Genomic DNA, 17908 nt, shown 5'->3' on the forward strand with positions numbered 1-17908 from the left:
AGAAAGAAACATGTCTCGAGTAGGTAAGAGCCCGATCGCGCTGCAAGGCGCCGAGGTGACGCTGGCAAACGGCTCCATCACCGTGAAGGGTCCGCTGGGCACGATCTCGCAAGTGGTCAATCCGCTTGTGACGGTGGTGAACCAGGACGGCACGCTGAACCTGGCGCCGGTCGACGAAAGCCGCGAAGCGAATGCACTGTCGGGCACGATGCGCGCGATCATCGCGAACATGGTGCACGGCGTGACCAAGGGTTTCGAGCGCAAGCTGACGCTGGTTGGCGTCGGTTATCGTGCGCAGGCGCAAGGCGACAAGCTGAACCTGTCGCTGGGTTTCTCGCACCCGGTGGTGCACCAGATGCCGGAAGGCATCAAGGCTGAAACCCCGACGCAAACCGAAATCGTGATCAAGGGGATCAACAAGCAACAAGTCGGTCAAGTGGCTGCGGAAGTCCGCGGTTACCGTCCGCCGGAGCCCTACAAGGGCAAGGGCGTGCGCTATTCCGACGAGGTTGTGATCCTCAAAGAAACGAAGAAGAAGTAAGGGTGCGCAATCATGGATAAGACTCAATCTCGCCTGCGCCGCGCTCGCCAGACGCGTATCAAGATCGCTGAGCTGCAGGTCGCGCGTCTCGCCGTGCATCGCACGAACTCGCACATCTACGCGCAAGTGTTCTCGCCGTGCGGCACCAAGGTGGTGGCCAGTGCGTCGACGCTGGAAGCCGAAGTGCGTGCGCAGCTGGCTGACCAGTCGGGCAAGGGCGGCAACGTCAATGCCGCAACGCTGATCGGCAAGCGTATCGCCGAGAAGGCCAAGGCCGCCGGCATCGAATCCGTCGCCTTCGACCGCTCGGGCTTCCGCTACCATGGCCGCGTCAAGGCGCTGGCTGATGCAGCTCGCGAAGCTGGGCTCAAGTTCTAAGGGAAGAATTCGTCATGGCAAAGATGCAAGCGAAAGTTCAGGCTGACGAGCGCGACGACGGCCTTCGCGAAAAAATGATTTCGGTCAATCGCGTGACCAAGGTCGTGAAGGGTGGCCGGATTCTCGGTTTCGCCGCGCTGACCGTGGTTGGCGACGGTGATGGCCGCGTCGGTATGGGCAAGGGCAAGGCGAAGGAAGTGCCGGTCGCTGTCCAGAAGGCAATGGAGCAGGCTCGCCGCAACATGTTCAAGGTGCCGCTGAAGAACGGCACGCTGCAACATGAAGTGCACGGCAAGCATGGCGCGTCGACGGTCCTCCTCGCTCCGGCGAAGGGTGGTACCGGCGTGATCGCCGGCGGCCCGATGCGCGCGGTGTTCGACGTGATGGGCGTGCAGAACGTCGTCGCGAAGAGCCACGGCTCGACGAACCCGTACAACCTGGTTCGTGCGACGCTCGACGGCCTGCGCAAGCAATCGACGCCGGCTGACATTGCTGCCAAGCGCGGCAAGTCGGTCGAAGAAATTTTGGGCTAAGCCCAGGTGGTCACCATGTCTGATAAAACTGTCAAGGTTCAGCTCGTCAAGAGCCTGATTGGGACCCGCGAATCGCACCGCGCCACCGTGCGCGGTCTGGGTCTGCGTCGACTCAACTCGGTCAGCGAGCTGCAGGATACGCCGGCCGTGCGCGGCATGATCAACAAGGTCTCGTACCTTGTTAAGGTCATCGGCTAAGCGCCGACTACGGATCAAGGAGTTGATATGGAATTGAATAACCTGAAGCCGGCGGAAGGCGCGAAGCACGCTAAGCGTCGCGTCGGCCGCGGCATCGGTTCCGGCCTCGGTAAGACGGCCGGCCGTGGTCACAAGGGTCAGAAGTCGCGTTCGGGCGGCTTCCACAAGGTTGGCTTCGAAGGCGGTCAGATGCCGCTGCAACGTCGTCTGCCGAAGCGCGGCTTCACGTCGCTGACGAAGGAATTCGTCGGTGAAGTGCGTCTGGGCGACCTCGAGAAGCTGCCGGTCGACGAGATCGATCTGCTCGCACTGAAGCAAGCCGGCCTGGTCGGCGAGCTGACGAAGAGCGCGAAGATCATCGCCACGGGCGAGCTGAAGCGCAAGATCACCGTGAAGGGTCTCGGCGCGACGAAGTCGGCACGCGCAGCGATCGAAGCGGCTGGCGGTTCGTTCGCCGAGTAACGCAGCTCGCGCGCGTTACTAGCATCTGCATCGGAGAAGATACTTGGCCAACAGCCCGAGTCTCGCAAAACCCGGTCGAAGCACGGCGAAGTTCGGCGATCTGCGTCGGCGGGCGATGTTCCTGCTGCTGGCGCTGATCGTCTATCGCATCGGCGCGCACATTCCGGTTCCGGGCATCGATCCGGATCAACTGGCGAAGCTGTTCCAGAGCCAGGCAGGCGGCATCCTCGGCATGTTCAACATGTTCTCGGGTGGTGCGTTGTCCCGCTTCACGATCTTCGCGCTGGGGATCATGCCGTACATCTCCGCGTCGATCATCATGCAGTTGCTGGCGATTGTCTCGCCGCAGCTCGAGGCGCTGAAGAAGGAAGGGCAGGCAGGGCAGCGGAAGATCACGCAGTACACGCGTGTCTTCACGGTCGTGCTGGCCACGTTCCAGGCCTTCGGCATCGCGGCTGCGCTGGAAAATCAGCCTGGCCTCGTGATCGATCCGGGCATGCTGTTCCGTCTCACGACGGTCGTCACCCTGGTGACGGGCACGATGTTCCTGATGTGGCTCGGCGAGCAGATCACCGAGCGCGGTCTGGGCAACGGTATTTCGATCATCATCTTCGGCGGGATCGCAGCAGGGTTCCCGAATGCCGTGGGTGGTCTGTTCGAGCTGGTGCGTACGGGTTCGATGAGCATCATTTCGGCGATCATCATCGTCGTCCTGATTGCCGCGGTGACCTACCTGGTCGTGTTCATTGAACGCGGTCAGCGCAAGATCCTCGTGAACTACGCGAAACGCCAGGTCGGCAACAAGATTTACGGTGGGCAGTCGTCGCACCTGCCGCTGAAGTTGAACATGTCGGGCGTGATTCCGCCGATCTTCGCGTCGTCGATCATCCTGTTCCCGGCAACCATTCTGAGCTGGTTCAGTTCGGGTGAGCGCAAGAGCTGGCTGTCCGACACGCTTCACAACGTGGCGGAAGCGCTGAAGCCGGGTCAGCCGGTGTACGTGCTGCTGTACACGCTGGCGATCGTGTTTTTCTGCTTCTTCTACACCGCACTGGTGTTCAACAGCAGGGAAACGGCGGACAACCTGAAGAAAAGCGGTGCATTCGTGCCGGGCATCCGTCCGGGCGACCAGACCGCGCGATACATCGATCGCATCCTCACGCGTCTGACGCTGGCCGGTGCGATCTACATCGTCTTCGTGTGTCTGCTGCCGGAATTCCTGGTGCTGCGCTGGAATGTGCCGTTTTATTTTGGTGGAACGTCGCTGCTGATCATTGTCGTCGTCACGATGGACTTCATGGCGCAGGTGCAGTCGTACGTTATGTCGCAACAGTATGAATCGCTGCTCAAGAAAGCCAATTTCAAGGGCAGCAACATCCCAATGCGTTGAAAGGACTATGGCCAAAGACGATGTAATCCAGATGCAGGGAGAAGTGGTCGAAAACCTTCCGAATGCTACCTTCCGCGTGAAGCTGGAAAACGGCCATGTCGTGTTGGGGCATATCTCAGGCAAGATGCGGATGCACTACATCCGTATCTTGCCGGGCGACAAGGTGACGGTTGAATTGACGCCTTACGATCTGTCGCGTGCGCGGATCGTGTTCCGGGCGAAGTGATTTGTAAAAAGGGTAATATCATGAAAGTGATGGCATCGGTTAAGCGCATTTGCCGCAATTGCAAGATCATCAAGCGCAAGGGTGTGGTTCGCGTGATCTGCAGCTCGGACCCGCGCCATAAACAGCGTCAAGGCTGATCGCGCGTTTATTTGCGCTTTTCGTTTGAGGAAAAACAATGGCTCGTATCGCAGGGGTTAACATCCCGAATCACCAGCATACCGAGATCGGCCTGACGGCGATTTTCGGTGTTGGCCGCACGCGCGCTCGCAGCATCTGCGTCGCAGCAGGCGTCGAATTCTCGAAGAAGGTCAAGGACCTGAACGACGCAGACCTCGAAAAGCTGCGTGAAGAAGTGGGCAAGTTTGTCGTCGAAGGCGATCTGCGCCGTGAAGTGACGATGAACATCAAGCGCCTGATGGACCTCGGCTGCTACCGCGGCGTCCGCCATCGCAAGGGTCTGCCGATGCGTGGCCAGCGTACGCGTACGAATGCACGTACCCGCAAGGGTCCGCGCCGCGCCGCTCAAGCGCTGAAGAAATAAGCTGACAGTTACAGGAAAACGTCATGGCTAAGGCTTCCAATAACGCGGCTCAACGCGTTCGCAAGAAGGTTAAGAAGAACGTTGCGGAAGGCGTGGTTCACGTTCACGCATCGTTCAACAACACGATCATCACGATCACCGATCGTCAGGGCAACGCTCTGGCGTGGGCGACGTCGGGCGGCCAGGGCTTCAAGGGTTCGCGCAAGTCGACCCCGTTCGCAGCACAGGTCGCAGCCGAGTCGGCTGGCCGTGTCGCGATGGAATACGGCGTGAAGAACCTCGAAGTTCGCATCAAGGGCCCGGGCCCGGGTCGTGAGTCGGCAGTGCGCGCACTGCACGGCCTCGGCATCAAGATCACGGCGATTTCCGACGTGACCCCGATCCCGCACAACGGCTGCCGTCCGCCGAAGCGCCGCCGCATCTAAGGATGCCAGGCGCAGCCTGTCGTCGCCGCAGGGCGGCTTCGGGCAACGTAGTCTATTGATTGACTAAGTCCACCGTTCGGTCCAAAGGGCACGAACTAGCGCGGTTTTTGCGACCGCGTGACGATAGATAGAGGAAACGCAAAGTGGCACGTTATACCGGCCCCAAGGCCAAGCTGTCCCGCCGTGAAGGCACCGACCTGTTCCTGAAGAGCGCGCGTCGCTCGCTCGCCGACAAGTGCAAGCTCGACAGCAAGCCGGGTCAGCACGGCCGCATCTCCGGTGCGCGCACGTCCGACTACGGTACGCAGCTGCGTGAAAAGCAGAAGGTCAAGCGCATCTACGGCGTGCTGGAGCGCCAGTTCCGTCGCTACTTCGCGGAAGCCGACCGCCGCAAGGGCAACACGGGTGAAACCCTGCTGCAACTGCTCGAGTCGCGCCTGGACAACGTCGTCTACCGCATGGGTTTCGGTTCGACCCGCGCCGAAGCGCGTCAGCTCGTGGGCCACAAGGCCATCACGGTGAACGGCATCGTCTCGAACATCCCGTCGCTGCAAGTCAAGGCGGGCGACATCATCGCGATCCGCGAAAAGTCGAAGAAGCAGGCGCGTATCGTCGAAGCGCTGTCGCTGGCTGAGCAAGGCGGCATGCCGAGCTGGGTCGCGGTCGATGCGAAGAAGTTCGAAGGCACCTTCAAGCAAGTGCCGGAGCGCGCCGAAATCGCAGGCGACATCAACGAAAGCCTGATCGTCGAATTGTATTCGCGTTAATCCGATTGATAGCCGAGGTACCCTGCTTGCGAGAGCCGGCAGGGCCTCGGCTCTTCATTTTCAGGTGTTACCGGTCAGCCTTATCGGTGTAACGAGCCGAGGGTATTGAAAAGGAAAACCTATGCAAACCAGTTTGTTGAAACCCAAGATCATCGCCGTGGAATCGCTGGGCGAGAACCATGCGAAAGTGGTCATGGAGCCGTTCGAACGCGGCTACGGTCACACCTTGGGCAATGCGCTCCGTCGTGTCCTGCTGTCGTCGATGATCGGCTACGCGCCGACCGAAGTGACGATCGCCGGCGTGGTGCACGAGTATTCGACGCTTGATGGTGTGCAAGAGGACGTCGTCAACCTGCTGCTGAACCTGAAGGGCGTGGTTTTCAAGCTGCACAACCGCGACGAAGTCACGGTGACGCTGCGCAAGGAAGGCGAAGGCATCGTGACGGCCGGCGACATCGAACTCGCGCATGACTGCGAGGTGATCAACCCGGATCACGTGATCGCCCACCTGACGAAGGGCGGCAAGCTCGACGTCCAGATCAAGATCGAGAAGGGCCGCGGCTATGTGCCGGGCAACGTGCGTCGCTATGGCGAGGAGTCGGCCAAGATCATCGGCCGCATCGTGCTGGACGCGTCGTTCTCGCCGGTTCGTCGCGTGAGCTACGCCGTCGAGAGCGCCCGTGTCGAGCAGCGTACCGACTTGGACAAGCTCGTCATGAACATCGAGACGAGCGGCGTGATCACCCCGGAAGAGGCGATTCGCCAGTCGGCCCGCATCCTGGTCGACCAGCTGTCCGTGTTCGCGGCGCTGGAAGGCACGGAAACGGCCGCCGAAGCCCCGTCGCGCGCGCCGCAGATCGATCCGATCCTGCTGCGTCCGGTCGATGATCTCGAGCTGACGGTTCGTTCGGCGAACTGCCTGAAGGCCGAGAACATCTACTACATCGGCGACCTGATCCAGCGCACGGAAAACGAGCTGCTGAAGACGCCGAACCTCGGTCGCAAGTCGCTCAACGAGATCAAGGAAGTGCTCGCTTCGCGCGGTCTTACGCTGGGCATGAAGCTCGAGAACTGGCCGCCGGCTGGTCTCGACAAGTAATCGCACGGCAGCGACAGCGTCGTCATCTGGTCAGGACGCGGATTTTCCTTTAAAATCCGCGTCTTGTCTTTTTTCTACCGGCCCGTGCGCCTCAGGCGCGATAGAAGAGCTGGATCAAAACTTTGAATCAAGGAAACTGAAATGCGTCACCGTCATGGTCTGCGGAAACTGAACCGCACGAGCAGCCACCGTCTGGCAATGCTCCGTAACATGTCCAACTCGCTGATCGAGCACGAAGTCATCAAGACGACGCTGCCGAAGGCGAAGGAACTGCGCAAGGTCGTCGAGCCCCTCATCACCCTGGGCAAGAAGCCGTCGCTGGCCAACCGTCGCCTGGCGTTCAACCGCCTGCGCGATCGTGACTCGGTCACGAAGCTGTTCGACGTGCTCGGTCCGCGCTTCGCGAACCGTCCGGGCGGCTACCTGCGTATCCTGAAGTTCGGCTTCCGCGTTGGCGACAATGCACCGATGGCGCTGGTCGAACTGCTCGACCGCCCGGAAGTCTCGGAAGAGAACGTCCAGGAAGCGGAATAAGCTTCATTAGATGTCGCGAAAAAGCCAGGCTGATGCCTGGCTTTTTTGTTTTCCGGATCGCTCGCGTCCACATGATGTGCGAGCCGCATCGGCCCAGTCCGAAACTCCGGCCGTCTCACGCGCGAATGGATCAGCTGCGCTACGATATGACGTTTCGGCGAGCCCCAGCAGGAGATGTCGATGGTGATCGTTCTGATGATGACGACCGTGCCCGATGCGGCCACGGCTCGCTTGCTCGCCGACGGCGCGCTGGGCGGCCGGCTCGCGGCATGCGTGTCGGAGCTCGGCACGATCCGCTCGAACTACCACTGGCAGGGCAAGGTCGAATCCGCGGAGGAGATCCAGCTGCTGTTCAAGACGAGTGCGCAGCGCTCGCTCGAACTCGAGCGCTTCATCGCGTCCCATCATCCCTACGAGACGCCCGAAATCGTCTCGTGGCAGGCCACCGCCTCCGATGCCTATGGCGCCTGGGTGGCGGCCGAAACCCAACGCCTGTTCCATGTCTGATCGCCAATTCTCTGCGGCCGCCGGCCTGCGTCTGCTGCTCGCCTGCCTGGTGCTGTTCGCCTCGCTGTTCGGGATCTCGTCGGCCGCGCGCGCCGACGACGATTTCCTCGATCCCTCGGTCGCATTTCGCTTCAGCTCGAGCGAGGCGCCGGGACAGGTCGACGTCCACTTCAAGATTGCCGACGGCTACTACATGTATCGCGAGCGCTTCGCCTTTGCGGTGAAGAGCGGCAACGCGACGCTCGGCGAGGCGCAATCGCCCGCCGGCCACGTGAAGTACGACGAAACTTTCGCAAAGAACGTCGAAACCTACCGCGGCGAGGTGACGATCCACGTGCCGGTCGCCAAGGCGAGCGGGCCGTTCGACCTGTCGGTTACCTCCCAGGGCTGCGCCGACGGCGGGATCTGCTATCCGCCGGCCGAGCACGTCGTGCATGTCGACGGCGCGGCTCTGAAGGTTGCCGCCACGTCGAGCGCGGCGTCGCCGGCCCCGGCGGCGCAATCGCAATCGGTCGCGCCAGCCTTGCCCACGCCGCCTTCGCCCGTGACCGGCGCAGATTCGTCCTCGCCGGCTCCGGCCACCACCGCCTCACCCGCTCCGGCCCCGTCCGCCGACGGCAGCTGGTACGACCGCGTGACCAGCGCCGACTACGCGCAATCGCTGCTCGAAGGCCATGGCTTCCTGACCATCGTCGCGCTGTTCTTCGTGGCCGGCATGGTGTTGAGCCTGCTGCCCTGCTCCTACCCGATGATCCCGATCCTGTCGGCGATCATCATCGGCGAGGGTACCCAGGCGACGCGCGCACGCAGCTTCCTGCTGTCGCTGACCTATGTGGTGGGCATGGCCCTGGTCTACACGGTGCTCGGCATCGCTGCCGCGCTGGTCGGCCAGAGCCTCGGCGCCTGGCTGCAGAACCCGTGGATGCTGGGCGCCTTCGGCCTGCTGTTGACGGTGTTCGCGCTGACCCTGATCGGCGGTATCGACATCTCGCTGCCGCAGCGCTGGCAGGACGGCGCCGCGCAGGCATCGAGCCGGCGCTCGGGCGGTCGCTTCCTGGCGGTGGCCACCATGGGCGCGTTGTCGGCGCTGGTGGTCGGTGCCTGCATGACGGCGCCGCTGTTTGCCGTGCTGGCCTTCATCGCGCACACCGGCAACGCGCTGCTCGGCGGCGCCGCGCTGTTCACGATGGGGATCGGCCTGGGCGTGCCGTTGCTGATCATCGGCCTGGGCGCGGGCACCCTGCTGCCGCGCGCGGGTGCCTGGATGGATGGCGTCAAGGTGTTCTTCGGCGTGGTGCTGCTGGCGGCCGCCTTGTGGATCGTCTGGCCGGTGCTCGGCGCGTCCTGGCAGATCGGCCTGGCCGCGCTCTGGCTGCTGATCGCCGCGGCGGCCACCGGCCTGTTCACGCCGACAGCGGGTGGCACCTCGATCTGGCGCCGGCTCGGACGCGGCGTCGGCGCGGCCTTCGCGATCTGGGCCGCCGTGCTGCTGGTGGGCCTCGCGGCCGGCTCGACCGATCCGCTGCGTCCCTTGTCGATCTTCGCCGGGCGCGGCACGGCGGCGGGCCCTGCCGGCAGCGCCACGGCCAGCGCCGGCGCCCCCGAAGGCCCGGCCTTCGCGCCGGTGCGTTCCAGTACCGAGCTGGATCAGGTGATCAAGACCGCCGGCCGGCCCGTGATGCTCGACTTCTATGCCGACTGGTGCGTGTCCTGCAAGGAGATGGAGCACCTGACCTTCACCGACCCGCGCGTGCAGGCGCGTCTCGGCCAGTTGCACCTGGTGCGTGCCGACGTGACCGCCAACAACGCCGACGACCAGGCGCTGCTCAAGCGTTTCGGCCTGTTCGGGCCGCCGGGCATCATCGTGTTCGGCGCGGACGGTCGTGAACTGGGTCGAGTAGTGGGCTACCAGGCAGCCGACCGTTTCCTGCGCAGCCTCGATCGCGCCGGGGCACCGGCCGCGGCGCCCTCGGCCTGAGCTGCTTGCCACGGCGGGCAGCTCCGGATCCAATGAAAAAACGGCGAAGCGCCTGAAACGCTTCGCCGTTTTTTCATGCTCGCGCGCCTCGCGTGGCGCGCCGCGATTTACTTCTGATCGCGCAGCAGTCGCGCCGCATCGAGCGCGAAGTAGGTCAGCACGCCATCCGCGCCGGCGCGCTTGAAGGCGAGCAGCGACTCGAGCACCACCTTGTCGTGATCGAGCCAGCCGTTCTGCGCGGCGGCCTTCAGCATCGCGTATTCGCCGCTGACCTGGTAGACATAGGTCGGGAAACGGAACTCGTCCTTCACGCGACGCACGATATCGAGATACGGCATGCCGGGCTTGACCATTACCATGTCGGCGCCTTCCTCAATGTCGAGGCGGACTTCGCGCAGGGCCTCGTCGGAGTTCGACGGGTCCATCTGGTAGGTCATCTTGTTGCCCTTGCCGAGGTTCGAGGCCGAGCCGACCGCGTCGCGGAACGGGCCGTAGAACGCCGAGGCGTACTTGGCCGAGTAGGCCATGATGCGCGTGTGGATGTGGCCCTCGCTCTCGAGCATCTCGCGGATCGTGCCGATCCGGCCGTCCATCATGTCCGACGGCGCGACGATGTCGACCCCGGCCTCGGCCTGCGCCTGCGCCTGCTCGCTGAGGATCTCGAGCGTCACGTCGTTGATCACGTAGCCGTTCTCGTCGAGCACGCCGTCCTGGCCGTGGCTCGTGTACGGATCGAGCGCCACGTCGGTCAGCACGCCGAGATCGGGGAAGTGCTTCTTCAGCTCGCGCACCGCGCGCGGAATCAAGCCCTCGGGATTGGTCGCTTCGCGGCCGTCGGGCGTCTTCAGCGAGGGTTCGATCGCCGGGAACAGCGACAGCACCGGCACGCCGAGCGCGACGCACTGCTCGGCGACGCCCATCAGCAGGTCGACCGAGACGCGCTCGACGCCGGGCATCGACGGCACCGCCTGGCGCACGTTGCTGCCCTCGACGACGAACACCGGCAGGATCAGGTCGTTGGTGGTGAGGAGGTTTTCGCGCATCAGGCGACGCGAGAAGTCGTCGCGGCGCATTCTGCGCGGACGGTGCAAGGGATGGAGACTCATGACGGAATCGCTGGAATCAGTCTGAAGGAAAGCTTACGAAAGCCTTCGGTGAAATTTCGAGACAATGGTATATGATAGCGATCGAGCTTCGCGCCAAGGCGCGGCGCTCCCCGCTTCTCCTCCCTGAGCGGGTGCCTGTCGTTATTCGATTAGGCTGTTTGACCCGCCGCGAAACGGCGGGTTTTTTTATGCGCCAACCGACGGCAAGCCTCCGTTCGGGGCCGCGCACCCAGGCGCGGAGCGCTTATTCTGCAACAGCTGCGTCATCTTCGCCGGCGACCTCCGGCCGCAGCCAGCTCTCGACCAGCACGTGGGCCTCGTCGATCCCGGTGCGCTTGAGCGCCGAGAACAGCTGGCAGGTCAGCGCCCCTTCATATCCCGCGTCGCGATAGGCCTGGAGCGCCTTCTTGGTGTTGCGCAGCGCATTGACGCTTTCCTGGCGGGTCAATTTGTCGCACTTCGTCAGCAAGGTGTGGATCGGCTTGCCGGTCGGCGCGAACCACTCGATCATGCGGCAGTCGAGCTCGGTCAGCGGCCGGCGCGAATCCATCATCAGGATCATCCCGCACAATTGGGGCCGGGTCTTCAGGTAGGCCGACAGCAGGGCTTCCCAGTGCGCCTTGGCCGCGCCGGGCACTTCCGCGTAGCCGTAGCCGGGCAGGTCGACCAGGTTGGCGACCGGCTCGTCGGCAGGGCCGACCGAGAAGTAGTTGATGTGCTGGGTGCGGCCCGGCGTCTTCGAGGCGAAGGCGAGCCGCTTCTGGTTGCAGAGAATGTTGATCGCCGTCGATTTGCCCGCATTGGACCGGCCGGCGAACGCGATTTCCGGGACCACGGTGGGCGGCAGGTCGCGCAGATGGTTGACGGTCGTGTAGAAACGGGCTTGATGGAGCAGGAAGGCCATGAGTGCGGACGGGGCGAGAGCGCGGTGCGACCGCGCGTGGAGGCGGGAAGCCCCGCAACGATCCGGACGGTCATTGCACGCGGTAATCCGCGCAGTAACCCTGATAGCCGGAACGGGGCTTTAAACGCCATATTGTACAATACGGCGGTTTTCCCGAAGCCCTGCGGGCCTGTTGCAGGCGCTTTCTGCGGTAGACTGAGTGCCGTCGTTTGCAGAACCTCAAATTCCCACAAGACGAAACAGGGTGTGCGAATGAATCGACTGTGCAAGTCTCTGATAACGCTTCAGGTGGCCGCAGGGTTCGTGAGTTTCGTGGTTCAGGCACACGCGGCGGATGCGGCCAAGCCGGATCTGGACCGCGGCAAGGCGATCGCGACGGCGGTCTGCGCATCGTGCCACGGTGCCGATGGAAACAGCGCCACGGGCGCGTTCCCGAAGCTGGCCGGCCAGCATCCCGAGTATCTGGTCAAGCAGTTGCACGATTTCAAGACGCAGCCGGGCGCGAAGGGCCCGGCGCGCAACAGCTCGGTGATGGCCGGTTTCGCCGGCGCGCTGAGCGACGCCGATGCACGCAACGTGGCGGCCTACTACGGTGCCCAGGCGCCAAAACCCGGTGCCGCGCGCAATGCCGCGACGGTCGCACTGGGGCAGAAGATCTACCGCGGCGGGATCGCCGAGAAGGGCGTGCCGGCTTGCGCGAGCTGCCACGGTCCGACCGGACAGGGAATTCCTGTACAGTATCCGCGCCTGTCGGGGCAGTGGGCCGATTACACGGTCGCGCAGCTCACCGCCTTCCAGCAGGGCGCGGGCGCACGCAACAACAACGAGCCGATGCATCAGATCGCATCGCGCCTGTCGGACAGCGAAGTGAAGGCGGTCGCCGATTACATCGCCGGCCTGCACTGAGCGCCCGGCAACGGGTATCGGGCGCACGTCATGAATGGCGAGCGCGGGAACGAAGAGAGAAAGGGTGGGGCGCTGCCGCCAGGCGGGCGCCTTGCCCTTTTTTGTTGTCAGTCGGAGTGTGAATGAGCGTTACCACGCAAGGCATCGAGACCCGGACGCGTCGCCGCGCGCTGAACACCGCGATCGAGCTGATCAGCTCGATGCGCTTCGCGATCGCGCTGCTGGTCGTGCTGGCGATCGCGAGCATCATCGGCACCGTGCTCACGCAGGACGATCCCTATCCGAACTACGTGAACCAGTTCGGCCCGTTCTGGGCCGACATCTTCCGCGCGATCGGCCTCTACACGGTCTACAGCGCCTGGTGGTTCATGCTGATCCTGCTGTTCCTGGTGGTGTCGCTGTCGCTCTGCGTGCTGCGCAACGGCCCGAAGATGCTGGCCGACGTGCGCAGCTGGAAGGACAAGGTGCGCGAGGGCAGCCTGCGCGCCTTCCACCACAAGGCCGAGTTCGCCGTGCCCGGCGAGCGCGCGCAGGTGGCCCAGGCGCTCGCCGGCTTCGTCGCCAAGGCCGGCTACAAGCAGGTGATCCGCGAATCCGAGGGCGCCACCCTGATCGCCGCCAAGCGCGGCGCGATGACCAAGTACGGCTATATCGCCGCCCACCTGGCGATCGTGGTGATCTGCATCGGCGGCCTGCTCGACAGCAACCTGCCGATCCATTTCCAGATGTGGCTGTTCGGCAAGTCGCCCGTCAACACCAGCGCGCCGATCAGCGAGATCGGGCCCGAGCACCGGCTGTCGGCCTCCAACCCGACCTTCCGCGGCTATGCCTGGGTGCCCGAGGGCCAGTATGTCTCGACCGCGATCCTGAACCAGCCGAACGGCTCGCTGATCCAGGACCTGCCGTTCTCGATCCAGCTCGACAAGTTCATCGTCGACTACTACTCGACCGGCATGCCCAAGCTGTTTGCCAGCGACATCGTGGTGATCGACCGCGAGACCGGCAAGCGCATCCCGGCGCGCGTCGAGGTCAACAAGCCCTTCACCTACAAGGGCGTGTCGATCTACCAGTCGAGCTTCCAGGACGGCGGCTCGCAGATGCAGATGACCGCCTTCCCGATGTCGGGTGCGAGCGGCAAGACCTTCCCCGTCAACGGCGTGATCGGCAATGCGGTGCCGCTGGCCGGCCATGCCGGCGACACCATCGAGTTCGCCGACTTCCGCGCCATCAACGTGGAGAACGTCACCGACGCGAGCGGCAAGACCGACGTGCGCGGCGTGGGCACCACGCATTCGCTCAAGGAAGCGCTCGACGAGCGGCTCGGCTCGGGCGCCAAGACCTCGACGCCGGTGAACCTGCACAACGTCGGCCCCTCGGTCCAGTACAAGGTACGCGGCCAGGACGGCCAGGCGCGCGAGTTCAACAACTACATGCTGCCCGTCGAGATCGGCGGCGACCGGCTGTTCCTGGCGGGCGTGCGGCTGAGCCCGAATGACCCGTTCCGCTACCTGCGCATCCCCGCCGACGCCGACGATTCGGTCAACGAATGGATGCGCATGCGCGCCGCGCTCGAGGACCCGGCGGTGCGCAGCGAGGCGGCCGCGCGCTTCGCGCAGGCCTCGCTGCCGAACGCCGACGCGGGCCTGCGCACGCGGCTCGACGACAGCGCGCTGCGTGTCCTGACCCTGTTCGCCGGCGCCGACCCGAGCGCGGGCCGCCAGCCCGACGGCAGCACCACCGGCGGCTTCCAGGCGGTGGCGGGCTTCATCGACCAGTCGGTGCCCAAGGCCGAGCAGGAGAAGGCCGCCGGCCTGCTGCTGCGCATGCTGGAAGGCGCGATGTGGCAGGTCTGGGAGGTCGCGCGCGAGCAGGCGGGCGTGGCGCCGGTCAAGCAGACGGCCGAGACGGCGCGCTTCGTGCAGAACGCCATCAACGCGCTGTCGGACAGCTTCCTGTATGGCGCGCCGGTCTATTTGCGGCTCGATTCATATAAGCAGGTGCAAGCTTCGGTATTCCAGTTGACACGCGCGCCTGGTAAAAATCTGGTGTATCTTGGCAGCCTGCTGCTGGTGTTCGGCATCTTCTCCATGTTCTACGTGCGCGAACGCCGGCTCTGGCTCTGGCTCAAGGACACGCCGGCAGGCGTGGGCGTCGTGATGGCGATGTCGACGGCCCGCCGGACATTCGATTTCGAGAAGGAGTTCGCGCAGACGCGCGACGCGGTGGGCAAGGTGCTCGGCACCGAACCCGTCGCCGCGGTGCCTGCCGGGCGCGATACCGATCTCCACGACTCCCCACGGTAACGTCATGGATCTGACCCAGGCTTCCTCGTCACCGGCGCCGCGCGGCCGCGCCGAAGCGGCGCCCGCCGCCGCTCCCGCCACGGCTTCGCTTGCCGCGTTGTTCGACGATCGTCCCTTCTACCGCCGCCTGTCCCTCGTCGACTGGTTGTTCGCGCTGGCGATGGTGGTGGGCGCCGGCTTTGCCCTGGTGCATTACCAGGCGCACATGGACTACTACGACCAGGCGGTGATGACGGGCGCGACCGTCGCGCTGGTCGGGCTCGGCTGGCGCTGGAAGCCGGCCCGGCTGCTGATGGCCCTGATCGCGGTGCTCTCGCTGCTGTCGCTGAATCTCTATCACGGCGACCTGTCCCGGGCCGATTCGACCTTCTTCCTCAAGTACTTCCTGTCGAGCCAGTCCGCCATCCTGTGGATGAGCGCGCTGTTCGTGTTCGCCACCGTGTTCTACTGGATCGGCCTGCTGAGCCGCTCGCCGACGGGTGCCGCGATCGGCCAGAAGATGACCTGGGCCGCGGTGCTGATGGGCTTCACCGGGCTGATGGTGCGCTGGTACGAGTCCTACCTGATCGGCGCCGACGTCGGCCATATCCCGGTCTCGAACCTCTACGAAGTGTTCGTGCTGTTCAGCCTGATCACGGCCCTGCTCTACCTCTACTACGAAGGCCATTACGGCACGCGCGCGCTGGGTGCCTTCGTGCTGCTGGTGATCAGCGCGGCGGTCGGCTTCCTGATGTGGTACTCGATCGCGCGCGACGCGCAGCAGATCCAGCCGCTGGTGCCGGCGCTGCAGAGCTGGTGGATGAAGATCCACGTGCCGGCCAACTTCATCGGCTACGGCAGCTTCGCGCTGTCGGCGATGGTCAGCGTCGCCTACCTGCTCAAGGAACGCGGCGTGCTCGCCGATCGCCTGCCGACGCTCGAGGTGCTCGACGACGTGATGTACAAGTCGATCGCGGTCGGCTTCGCGTTCTTCACGATCGCCACCATCCTCGGCGCGTTGTGGGCCGCCGAAGCCTGGGGCGGCTACTGGAGCTGGGACCCGAAGGAGACCTGGGCGCTGATCGTCTGGCTCAACTACGCGGCCTGGCTGCACATGCGCCTGATGAAGGGCTTGCGCGGTGGCGTGGCCGCCTGGTGGGCGCTGACGGGCCTGCTGGTCACGACCTTCGCCTTCCTCGGCGTGAACATGTTCCTGTCCGGGCTGCATAGCTACGGCAAGCTGTAAGCTTCGCCCGCGTGTCACCTCGAACCGATTCGAAAAACCGCCGCCGCCCCTGCCTGGACGCGGCGGTTTTTTCTTGCCATGCCGCTCGCGCCGTTCGCGCGGCGGAGGATTCACCGTATCGCCGCCGGCTTTGGTAGCCGGCGTGGAGACCGCTCATGTTGATCAGGACCACGCGCCGGCGCCTGCTTGCCGGCGACGACATTCCACGCGACGAGATCACCTCGCCCGCCGTCTTCGCCGCGCGCCGCGGCGTGCTGCGCGCGGCCGGCGCGATGGCCGCCGGCGGCCTGTGCGGCCTGCCGGCCAGCGCGCTGGCGAACTACCGCTCGCCGAACCCGGCCGCGCATGCGCTGGCTGCCACCACCAACGCGAAGTTCGTGGTGCCCGACAAGGTCACGCCCTACAAGGACCTGACGACCTACAACAACTTCTACGAGTTCGGTACCGGCAAGGGCGACCCCGCGCAGAACGCCGGCTCGCTGCGGCCGCGGCCCTGGCGCGTGAGCGTGGAGGGTGAGGTGAAGGCGCCCAAGGTCTACGACATCGACGAACTGCTCAAGCTGGCGCCGCTGGAGGAGCGCGTCTACCGGCATCGCTGCGTGGAAGGCTGGTCGATGGTGATTCCCTGGATCGGCATCCCGCTCGCGGAGCTGATCCGCCGCGTGCAGCCGAACGCGAACGCCAAGTACGTGCAGTTCGTCACGCTGGCCGATCCCTCGCAGATGCCCGGGCTGGCCGAGCCGATCCTCGACTGGCCCTATTCGGAAGGCTTGCGCATGGACGAGGCGATGAACCCGCTGACGCTGCTGACGATGGGCGTCTACGGCCAGGTGCTGCCGAACCAGAACGGCGCGCCGGTGCGGATCGTGGTGCCCTGGAAATACGGCTTCAAGAGCGCGAAGTCGATCGTCAAGATCCGCTTCGTCGAGCAGCAGCCGAAGACCAGCTGGAACAGCTACGCCTCGAACGAATACGGCTTCTATTCGAACGTGAACCCCGAGGTCGACCACCCGCGCTGGAGCCAGGCGACCGAGCGGCGCATCGGCGAGGACGGTTTCTTCACGCCCAAGCGCAAGACGCTGATGTTCAACGGCTACGGCGATCTGGTCGCATCGATGTATCGCGGCATGGATCTGCGCAAGAACTTCTAGGCGGCACGCGGTGGACGAAAATCTTCGCCTGGCGGCCAGCGCGGGCCGCGCCGCGCGTGCGTCGGCCACGCCTGGCTGGCTGCGCATCGCGAAACCGGTGGTGTTCCTGGCCGGTTTGTTCCCGCTCGCGCGGCTCGTCGTGCTGGGCTTCACCGGCGGGCTCGGCGCCAATCCGATCGAGTTCGTCACGCGCTCGACCGGGCTCTGGACCCTGGTGATCCTGTGCGTGACGCTGGCCATCACGCCGCTGCGGCGGCTCACCGGTATCAACGCGCTGCTGCGGCTGCGGCGCATGATCGGGCTGTTCGCGTTCTTCTACGCGCTGCTGCACTTCACCACCTACTTCTGGTTCGACAAGTGGTTCGACCTGCCGGCGATCCTGAAGGACGTGTTCCAGCGGCCCTTCATCACCGTCGGCTTCGCGGCCTTCCTGCTGCTGATCCCGCTGGCGCTCAGCTCGCCGCGCGCCGCGGTGCGCCGGCTGGGGCGCCACTGGCAGCGCCTGCATCGGCTGATCTACGCGATCGCGGTGCTGGCGATCCTGCACTTCTGGTGGATGCGGGCCGGCAAGCACGACCTCGCGCTGCCCAAGCTGTATGGCGCGATCGTGCTGGTGCTGCTGGGCTGGCGGGTGGTGGCCGCGCTGCGCGCGAGGCGGCGCGGCGCCTGAGATCGGCGTGCCGGCAGCGCCGGTGCCCAGCGCCCGGCGCTGCCGGCTGCAGACAAGAAAAAAG

Annotated in this window: 22 protein-coding genes; 20 read left to right on the forward strand and 2 right to left on the reverse strand. The window is 64.6% G+C overall.

The features are described 5' to 3' along the window. The first annotated feature begins 10 nt into the window (after positions 1 to 10). The 15 genes from rplF to dsbD all read left to right on the forward strand — a co-directional run bounded on the left by rplF (position 11) and on the right by dsbD (position 9579). Positions 11 to 541: a 50S ribosomal protein L6 gene (rplF, locus tag BM43_RS25260; protein ID WP_013696377.1), complete on the forward strand. Its 531-nt coding sequence runs from the start codon at positions 11 to 13 to the stop codon at positions 539 to 541. A gap of 12 nt (positions 542 to 553) precedes the next feature. Beyond that, entirely contained in the window at positions 554 to 919 is a 366-nt protein-coding gene (gene rplR / locus BM43_RS25265) for a 50S ribosomal protein L18 (protein WP_012734368.1), read from the forward strand. Between the two features lie 14 nt (positions 920 to 933). Next, the gene (gene rpsE, locus BM43_RS25270; RefSeq protein WP_013696378.1) at positions 934 to 1452 is read left to right on the forward strand and encodes a 30S ribosomal protein S5; all 519 of its coding nucleotides are present in this window, start codon (positions 934 to 936) and stop codon (positions 1450 to 1452) included. 15 nt (positions 1453 to 1467) lie between these two features. Then, entirely contained in the window at positions 1468 to 1650 is a 183-nt protein-coding gene (gene rpmD / locus BM43_RS25275) for a 50S ribosomal protein L30 (protein ID WP_007730608.1), read from the forward strand. A 27-nt stretch (positions 1651 to 1677) separates the two neighbouring features. After that, the gene (gene rplO, locus BM43_RS25280) at positions 1678 to 2112 is read left to right on the forward strand and encodes a 50S ribosomal protein L15 (RefSeq protein ID WP_013696380.1); all 435 of its coding nucleotides are present in this window, start codon (positions 1678 to 1680) and stop codon (positions 2110 to 2112) included. Positions 2113 to 2155: 43 nt separating this feature from the next. After that, a complete protein-coding gene (gene secY, locus BM43_RS25285; RefSeq protein ID WP_025099466.1) occupies positions 2156 to 3502 on the forward strand; it encodes a preprotein translocase subunit SecY in 1347 nt (448 codons plus the stop codon). Positions 3503 to 3509: 7 nt separating this feature from the next. Further along, positions 3510 to 3728, forward strand: a complete 219-nt coding sequence (gene infA, locus BM43_RS25290) for a translation initiation factor IF-1 (protein WP_012734373.1) — start codon at positions 3510 to 3512, stop codon at positions 3726 to 3728. Positions 3729 to 3748: 20 nt separating this feature from the next. Next, positions 3749 to 3865 (forward strand): 50S ribosomal protein L36, encoded by a 117-nt coding sequence (gene rpmJ / locus BM43_RS39405; protein WP_004199844.1) that lies wholly within the window; start codon positions 3749 to 3751, stop codon positions 3863 to 3865. Positions 3866 to 3903: 38 nt separating this feature from the next. Then, complete coding sequence (gene rpsM, locus BM43_RS25295) at positions 3904 to 4269, forward strand: 30S ribosomal protein S13 (RefSeq protein ID WP_013696382.1); 366 nt, start codon at positions 3904 to 3906, stop codon at positions 4267 to 4269. Between the two features lie 23 nt (positions 4270 to 4292). Then, positions 4293 to 4694, forward strand: a complete 402-nt coding sequence (gene rpsK, locus BM43_RS25300; RefSeq protein WP_012734376.1) for a 30S ribosomal protein S11 — start codon at positions 4293 to 4295, stop codon at positions 4692 to 4694. Positions 4695 to 4837: 143 nt separating this feature from the next. After that, positions 4838 to 5461 carry a 30S ribosomal protein S4 gene (rpsD, locus tag BM43_RS25305; RefSeq protein WP_013696383.1) on the forward strand — a complete coding sequence of 208 codons (624 nt, stop codon included), beginning with the start codon at positions 4838 to 4840 and terminating at the stop codon, positions 5459 to 5461. Between the two features lie 121 nt (positions 5462 to 5582). Beyond that, entirely contained in the window at positions 5583 to 6560 is a 978-nt protein-coding gene (locus tag BM43_RS25310) for a DNA-directed RNA polymerase subunit alpha (RefSeq protein ID WP_013696384.1), read from the forward strand. 141 nt (positions 6561 to 6701) lie between these two features. Continuing rightward, complete coding sequence (rplQ, locus tag BM43_RS25315; RefSeq protein ID WP_013696385.1) at positions 6702 to 7094, forward strand: 50S ribosomal protein L17; 393 nt, start codon at positions 6702 to 6704, stop codon at positions 7092 to 7094. 180 nt (positions 7095 to 7274) lie between these two features. Further along, a complete protein-coding gene (gene cutA, locus BM43_RS25320) occupies positions 7275 to 7601 on the forward strand; it encodes a divalent-cation tolerance protein CutA (protein WP_025099464.1) in 327 nt (108 codons plus the stop codon). Continuing rightward, positions 7594 to 9579 (forward strand): protein-disulfide reductase DsbD, encoded by a 1986-nt coding sequence (dsbD, locus tag BM43_RS25325; protein WP_036048495.1) that lies wholly within the window; start codon positions 7594 to 7596, stop codon positions 9577 to 9579. The genes cutA and dsbD overlap by 8 nt, the downstream gene beginning before the upstream one ends. 107 nt (positions 9580 to 9686) lie before the next feature. Here dsbD and hemB read toward each other — a convergent pair whose 3' ends face one another. Both hemB and yihA read right to left on the reverse strand, forming a co-directional pair. Then, a complete protein-coding gene (gene hemB, locus BM43_RS25330; protein WP_013696388.1) occupies positions 9687 to 10685 on the reverse strand; it encodes a porphobilinogen synthase in 999 nt (332 codons plus the stop codon). Between the two features lie 244 nt (positions 10686 to 10929). Beyond that, positions 10930 to 11589, reverse strand: coding sequence for a ribosome biogenesis GTP-binding protein YihA/YsxC (yihA, locus tag BM43_RS25335; RefSeq protein WP_013696389.1), 660 nt, complete (start codon positions 11587 to 11589; stop codon positions 10930 to 10932). 252 nt (positions 11590 to 11841) lie between these two features. Here yihA and BM43_RS25340 point away from each other — a divergent pair, with 252 nt between their 5' ends. The 5 genes from BM43_RS25340 to msrQ all read left to right on the forward strand — a co-directional run bounded on the left by BM43_RS25340 (position 11842) and on the right by msrQ (position 17844). Then, positions 11842 to 12495 carry a c-type cytochrome gene (locus BM43_RS25340; protein ID WP_025099461.1) on the forward strand — a complete coding sequence of 218 codons (654 nt, stop codon included), beginning with the start codon at positions 11842 to 11844 and terminating at the stop codon, positions 12493 to 12495. 122 nt (positions 12496 to 12617) lie between these two features. Further along, entirely contained in the window at positions 12618 to 14798 is a 2181-nt protein-coding gene (locus BM43_RS25345) for a cytochrome c biogenesis protein ResB (protein ID WP_036048494.1), read from the forward strand. 4 nt (positions 14799 to 14802) lie between these two features. Continuing rightward, positions 14803 to 16023, forward strand: a complete 1221-nt coding sequence (gene ccsB / locus BM43_RS25350; protein ID WP_013696392.1) for a c-type cytochrome biogenesis protein CcsB — start codon at positions 14803 to 14805, stop codon at positions 16021 to 16023. A 155-nt stretch (positions 16024 to 16178) separates the two neighbouring features. Then, on the forward strand, positions 16179 to 17174 hold the full coding sequence (msrP, locus tag BM43_RS25355; RefSeq protein WP_036048491.1) for a protein-methionine-sulfoxide reductase catalytic subunit MsrP: 996 nt from the start codon (positions 16179 to 16181) through the stop codon (positions 17172 to 17174). A gap of 10 nt (positions 17175 to 17184) precedes the next feature. Continuing rightward, positions 17185 to 17844, forward strand: coding sequence for a protein-methionine-sulfoxide reductase heme-binding subunit MsrQ (gene msrQ / locus BM43_RS25360; protein ID WP_036048489.1), 660 nt, complete (start codon positions 17185 to 17187; stop codon positions 17842 to 17844). Positions 17845 to 17908: the final 64 nt, after the last annotated feature.

The organism is Burkholderia gladioli (assembly GCF_000959725.1).
GTDB classification, from domain to species: Bacteria; Pseudomonadota; Gammaproteobacteria; order Burkholderiales; family Burkholderiaceae; genus Burkholderia; species Burkholderia gladioli.

Coding starts and splice junctions, on each gene's coding strand:
- ccsB (WP_013696392.1), top strand. CDS start 14,803: ATGGATCTGACCCAGGCTTCCTCGTCACCGGCGCCGCGCGGCCGCGCC.
- yihA (WP_013696389.1), bottom strand. CDS start 11,589: ATGGCCTTCCTGCTCCATCAAGCCCGTTTCTACACGACCGTCAACCAT.
- rpmJ (WP_004199844.1), top strand. CDS start 3,749: ATGAAAGTGATGGCATCGGTTAAGCGCATTTGCCGCAATTGCAAGATC.
- rplR (WP_012734368.1), top strand. CDS start 554: ATGGATAAGACTCAATCTCGCCTGCGCCGCGCTCGCCAGACGCGTATC.
- cutA (WP_025099464.1), top strand. CDS start 7,275: ATGGTGATCGTTCTGATGATGACGACCGTGCCCGATGCGGCCACGGCT.
- rpmD (WP_007730608.1), top strand. CDS start 1,468: ATGTCTGATAAAACTGTCAAGGTTCAGCTCGTCAAGAGCCTGATTGGG.
- BM43_RS25345 (WP_036048494.1), top strand. CDS start 12,618: ATGAGCGTTACCACGCAAGGCATCGAGACCCGGACGCGTCGCCGCGCG.
- rplQ (WP_013696385.1), top strand. CDS start 6,702: ATGCGTCACCGTCATGGTCTGCGGAAACTGAACCGCACGAGCAGCCAC.
- BM43_RS25310 (WP_013696384.1), top strand. CDS start 5,583: ATGCAAACCAGTTTGTTGAAACCCAAGATCATCGCCGTGGAATCGCTG.
- infA (WP_012734373.1), top strand. CDS start 3,510: ATGGCCAAAGACGATGTAATCCAGATGCAGGGAGAAGTGGTCGAAAAC.
- rpsK (WP_012734376.1), top strand. CDS start 4,293: ATGGCTAAGGCTTCCAATAACGCGGCTCAACGCGTTCGCAAGAAGGTT.
- rpsM (WP_013696382.1), top strand. CDS start 3,904: ATGGCTCGTATCGCAGGGGTTAACATCCCGAATCACCAGCATACCGAG.
- dsbD (WP_036048495.1), top strand. CDS start 7,594: ATGTCTGATCGCCAATTCTCTGCGGCCGCCGGCCTGCGTCTGCTGCTC.
- rplO (WP_013696380.1), top strand. CDS start 1,678: ATGGAATTGAATAACCTGAAGCCGGCGGAAGGCGCGAAGCACGCTAAG.
- hemB (WP_013696388.1), bottom strand. CDS start 10,685: ATGAGTCTCCATCCCTTGCACCGTCCGCGCAGAATGCGCCGCGACGAC.
- msrP (WP_036048491.1), top strand. CDS start 16,179: ATGTTGATCAGGACCACGCGCCGGCGCCTGCTTGCCGGCGACGACATT.
- rpsE (WP_013696378.1), top strand. CDS start 934: ATGGCAAAGATGCAAGCGAAAGTTCAGGCTGACGAGCGCGACGACGGC.
- rplF (WP_013696377.1), top strand. CDS start 11: ATGTCTCGAGTAGGTAAGAGCCCGATCGCGCTGCAAGGCGCCGAGGTG.
- BM43_RS25340 (WP_025099461.1), top strand. CDS start 11,842: ATGAATCGACTGTGCAAGTCTCTGATAACGCTTCAGGTGGCCGCAGGG.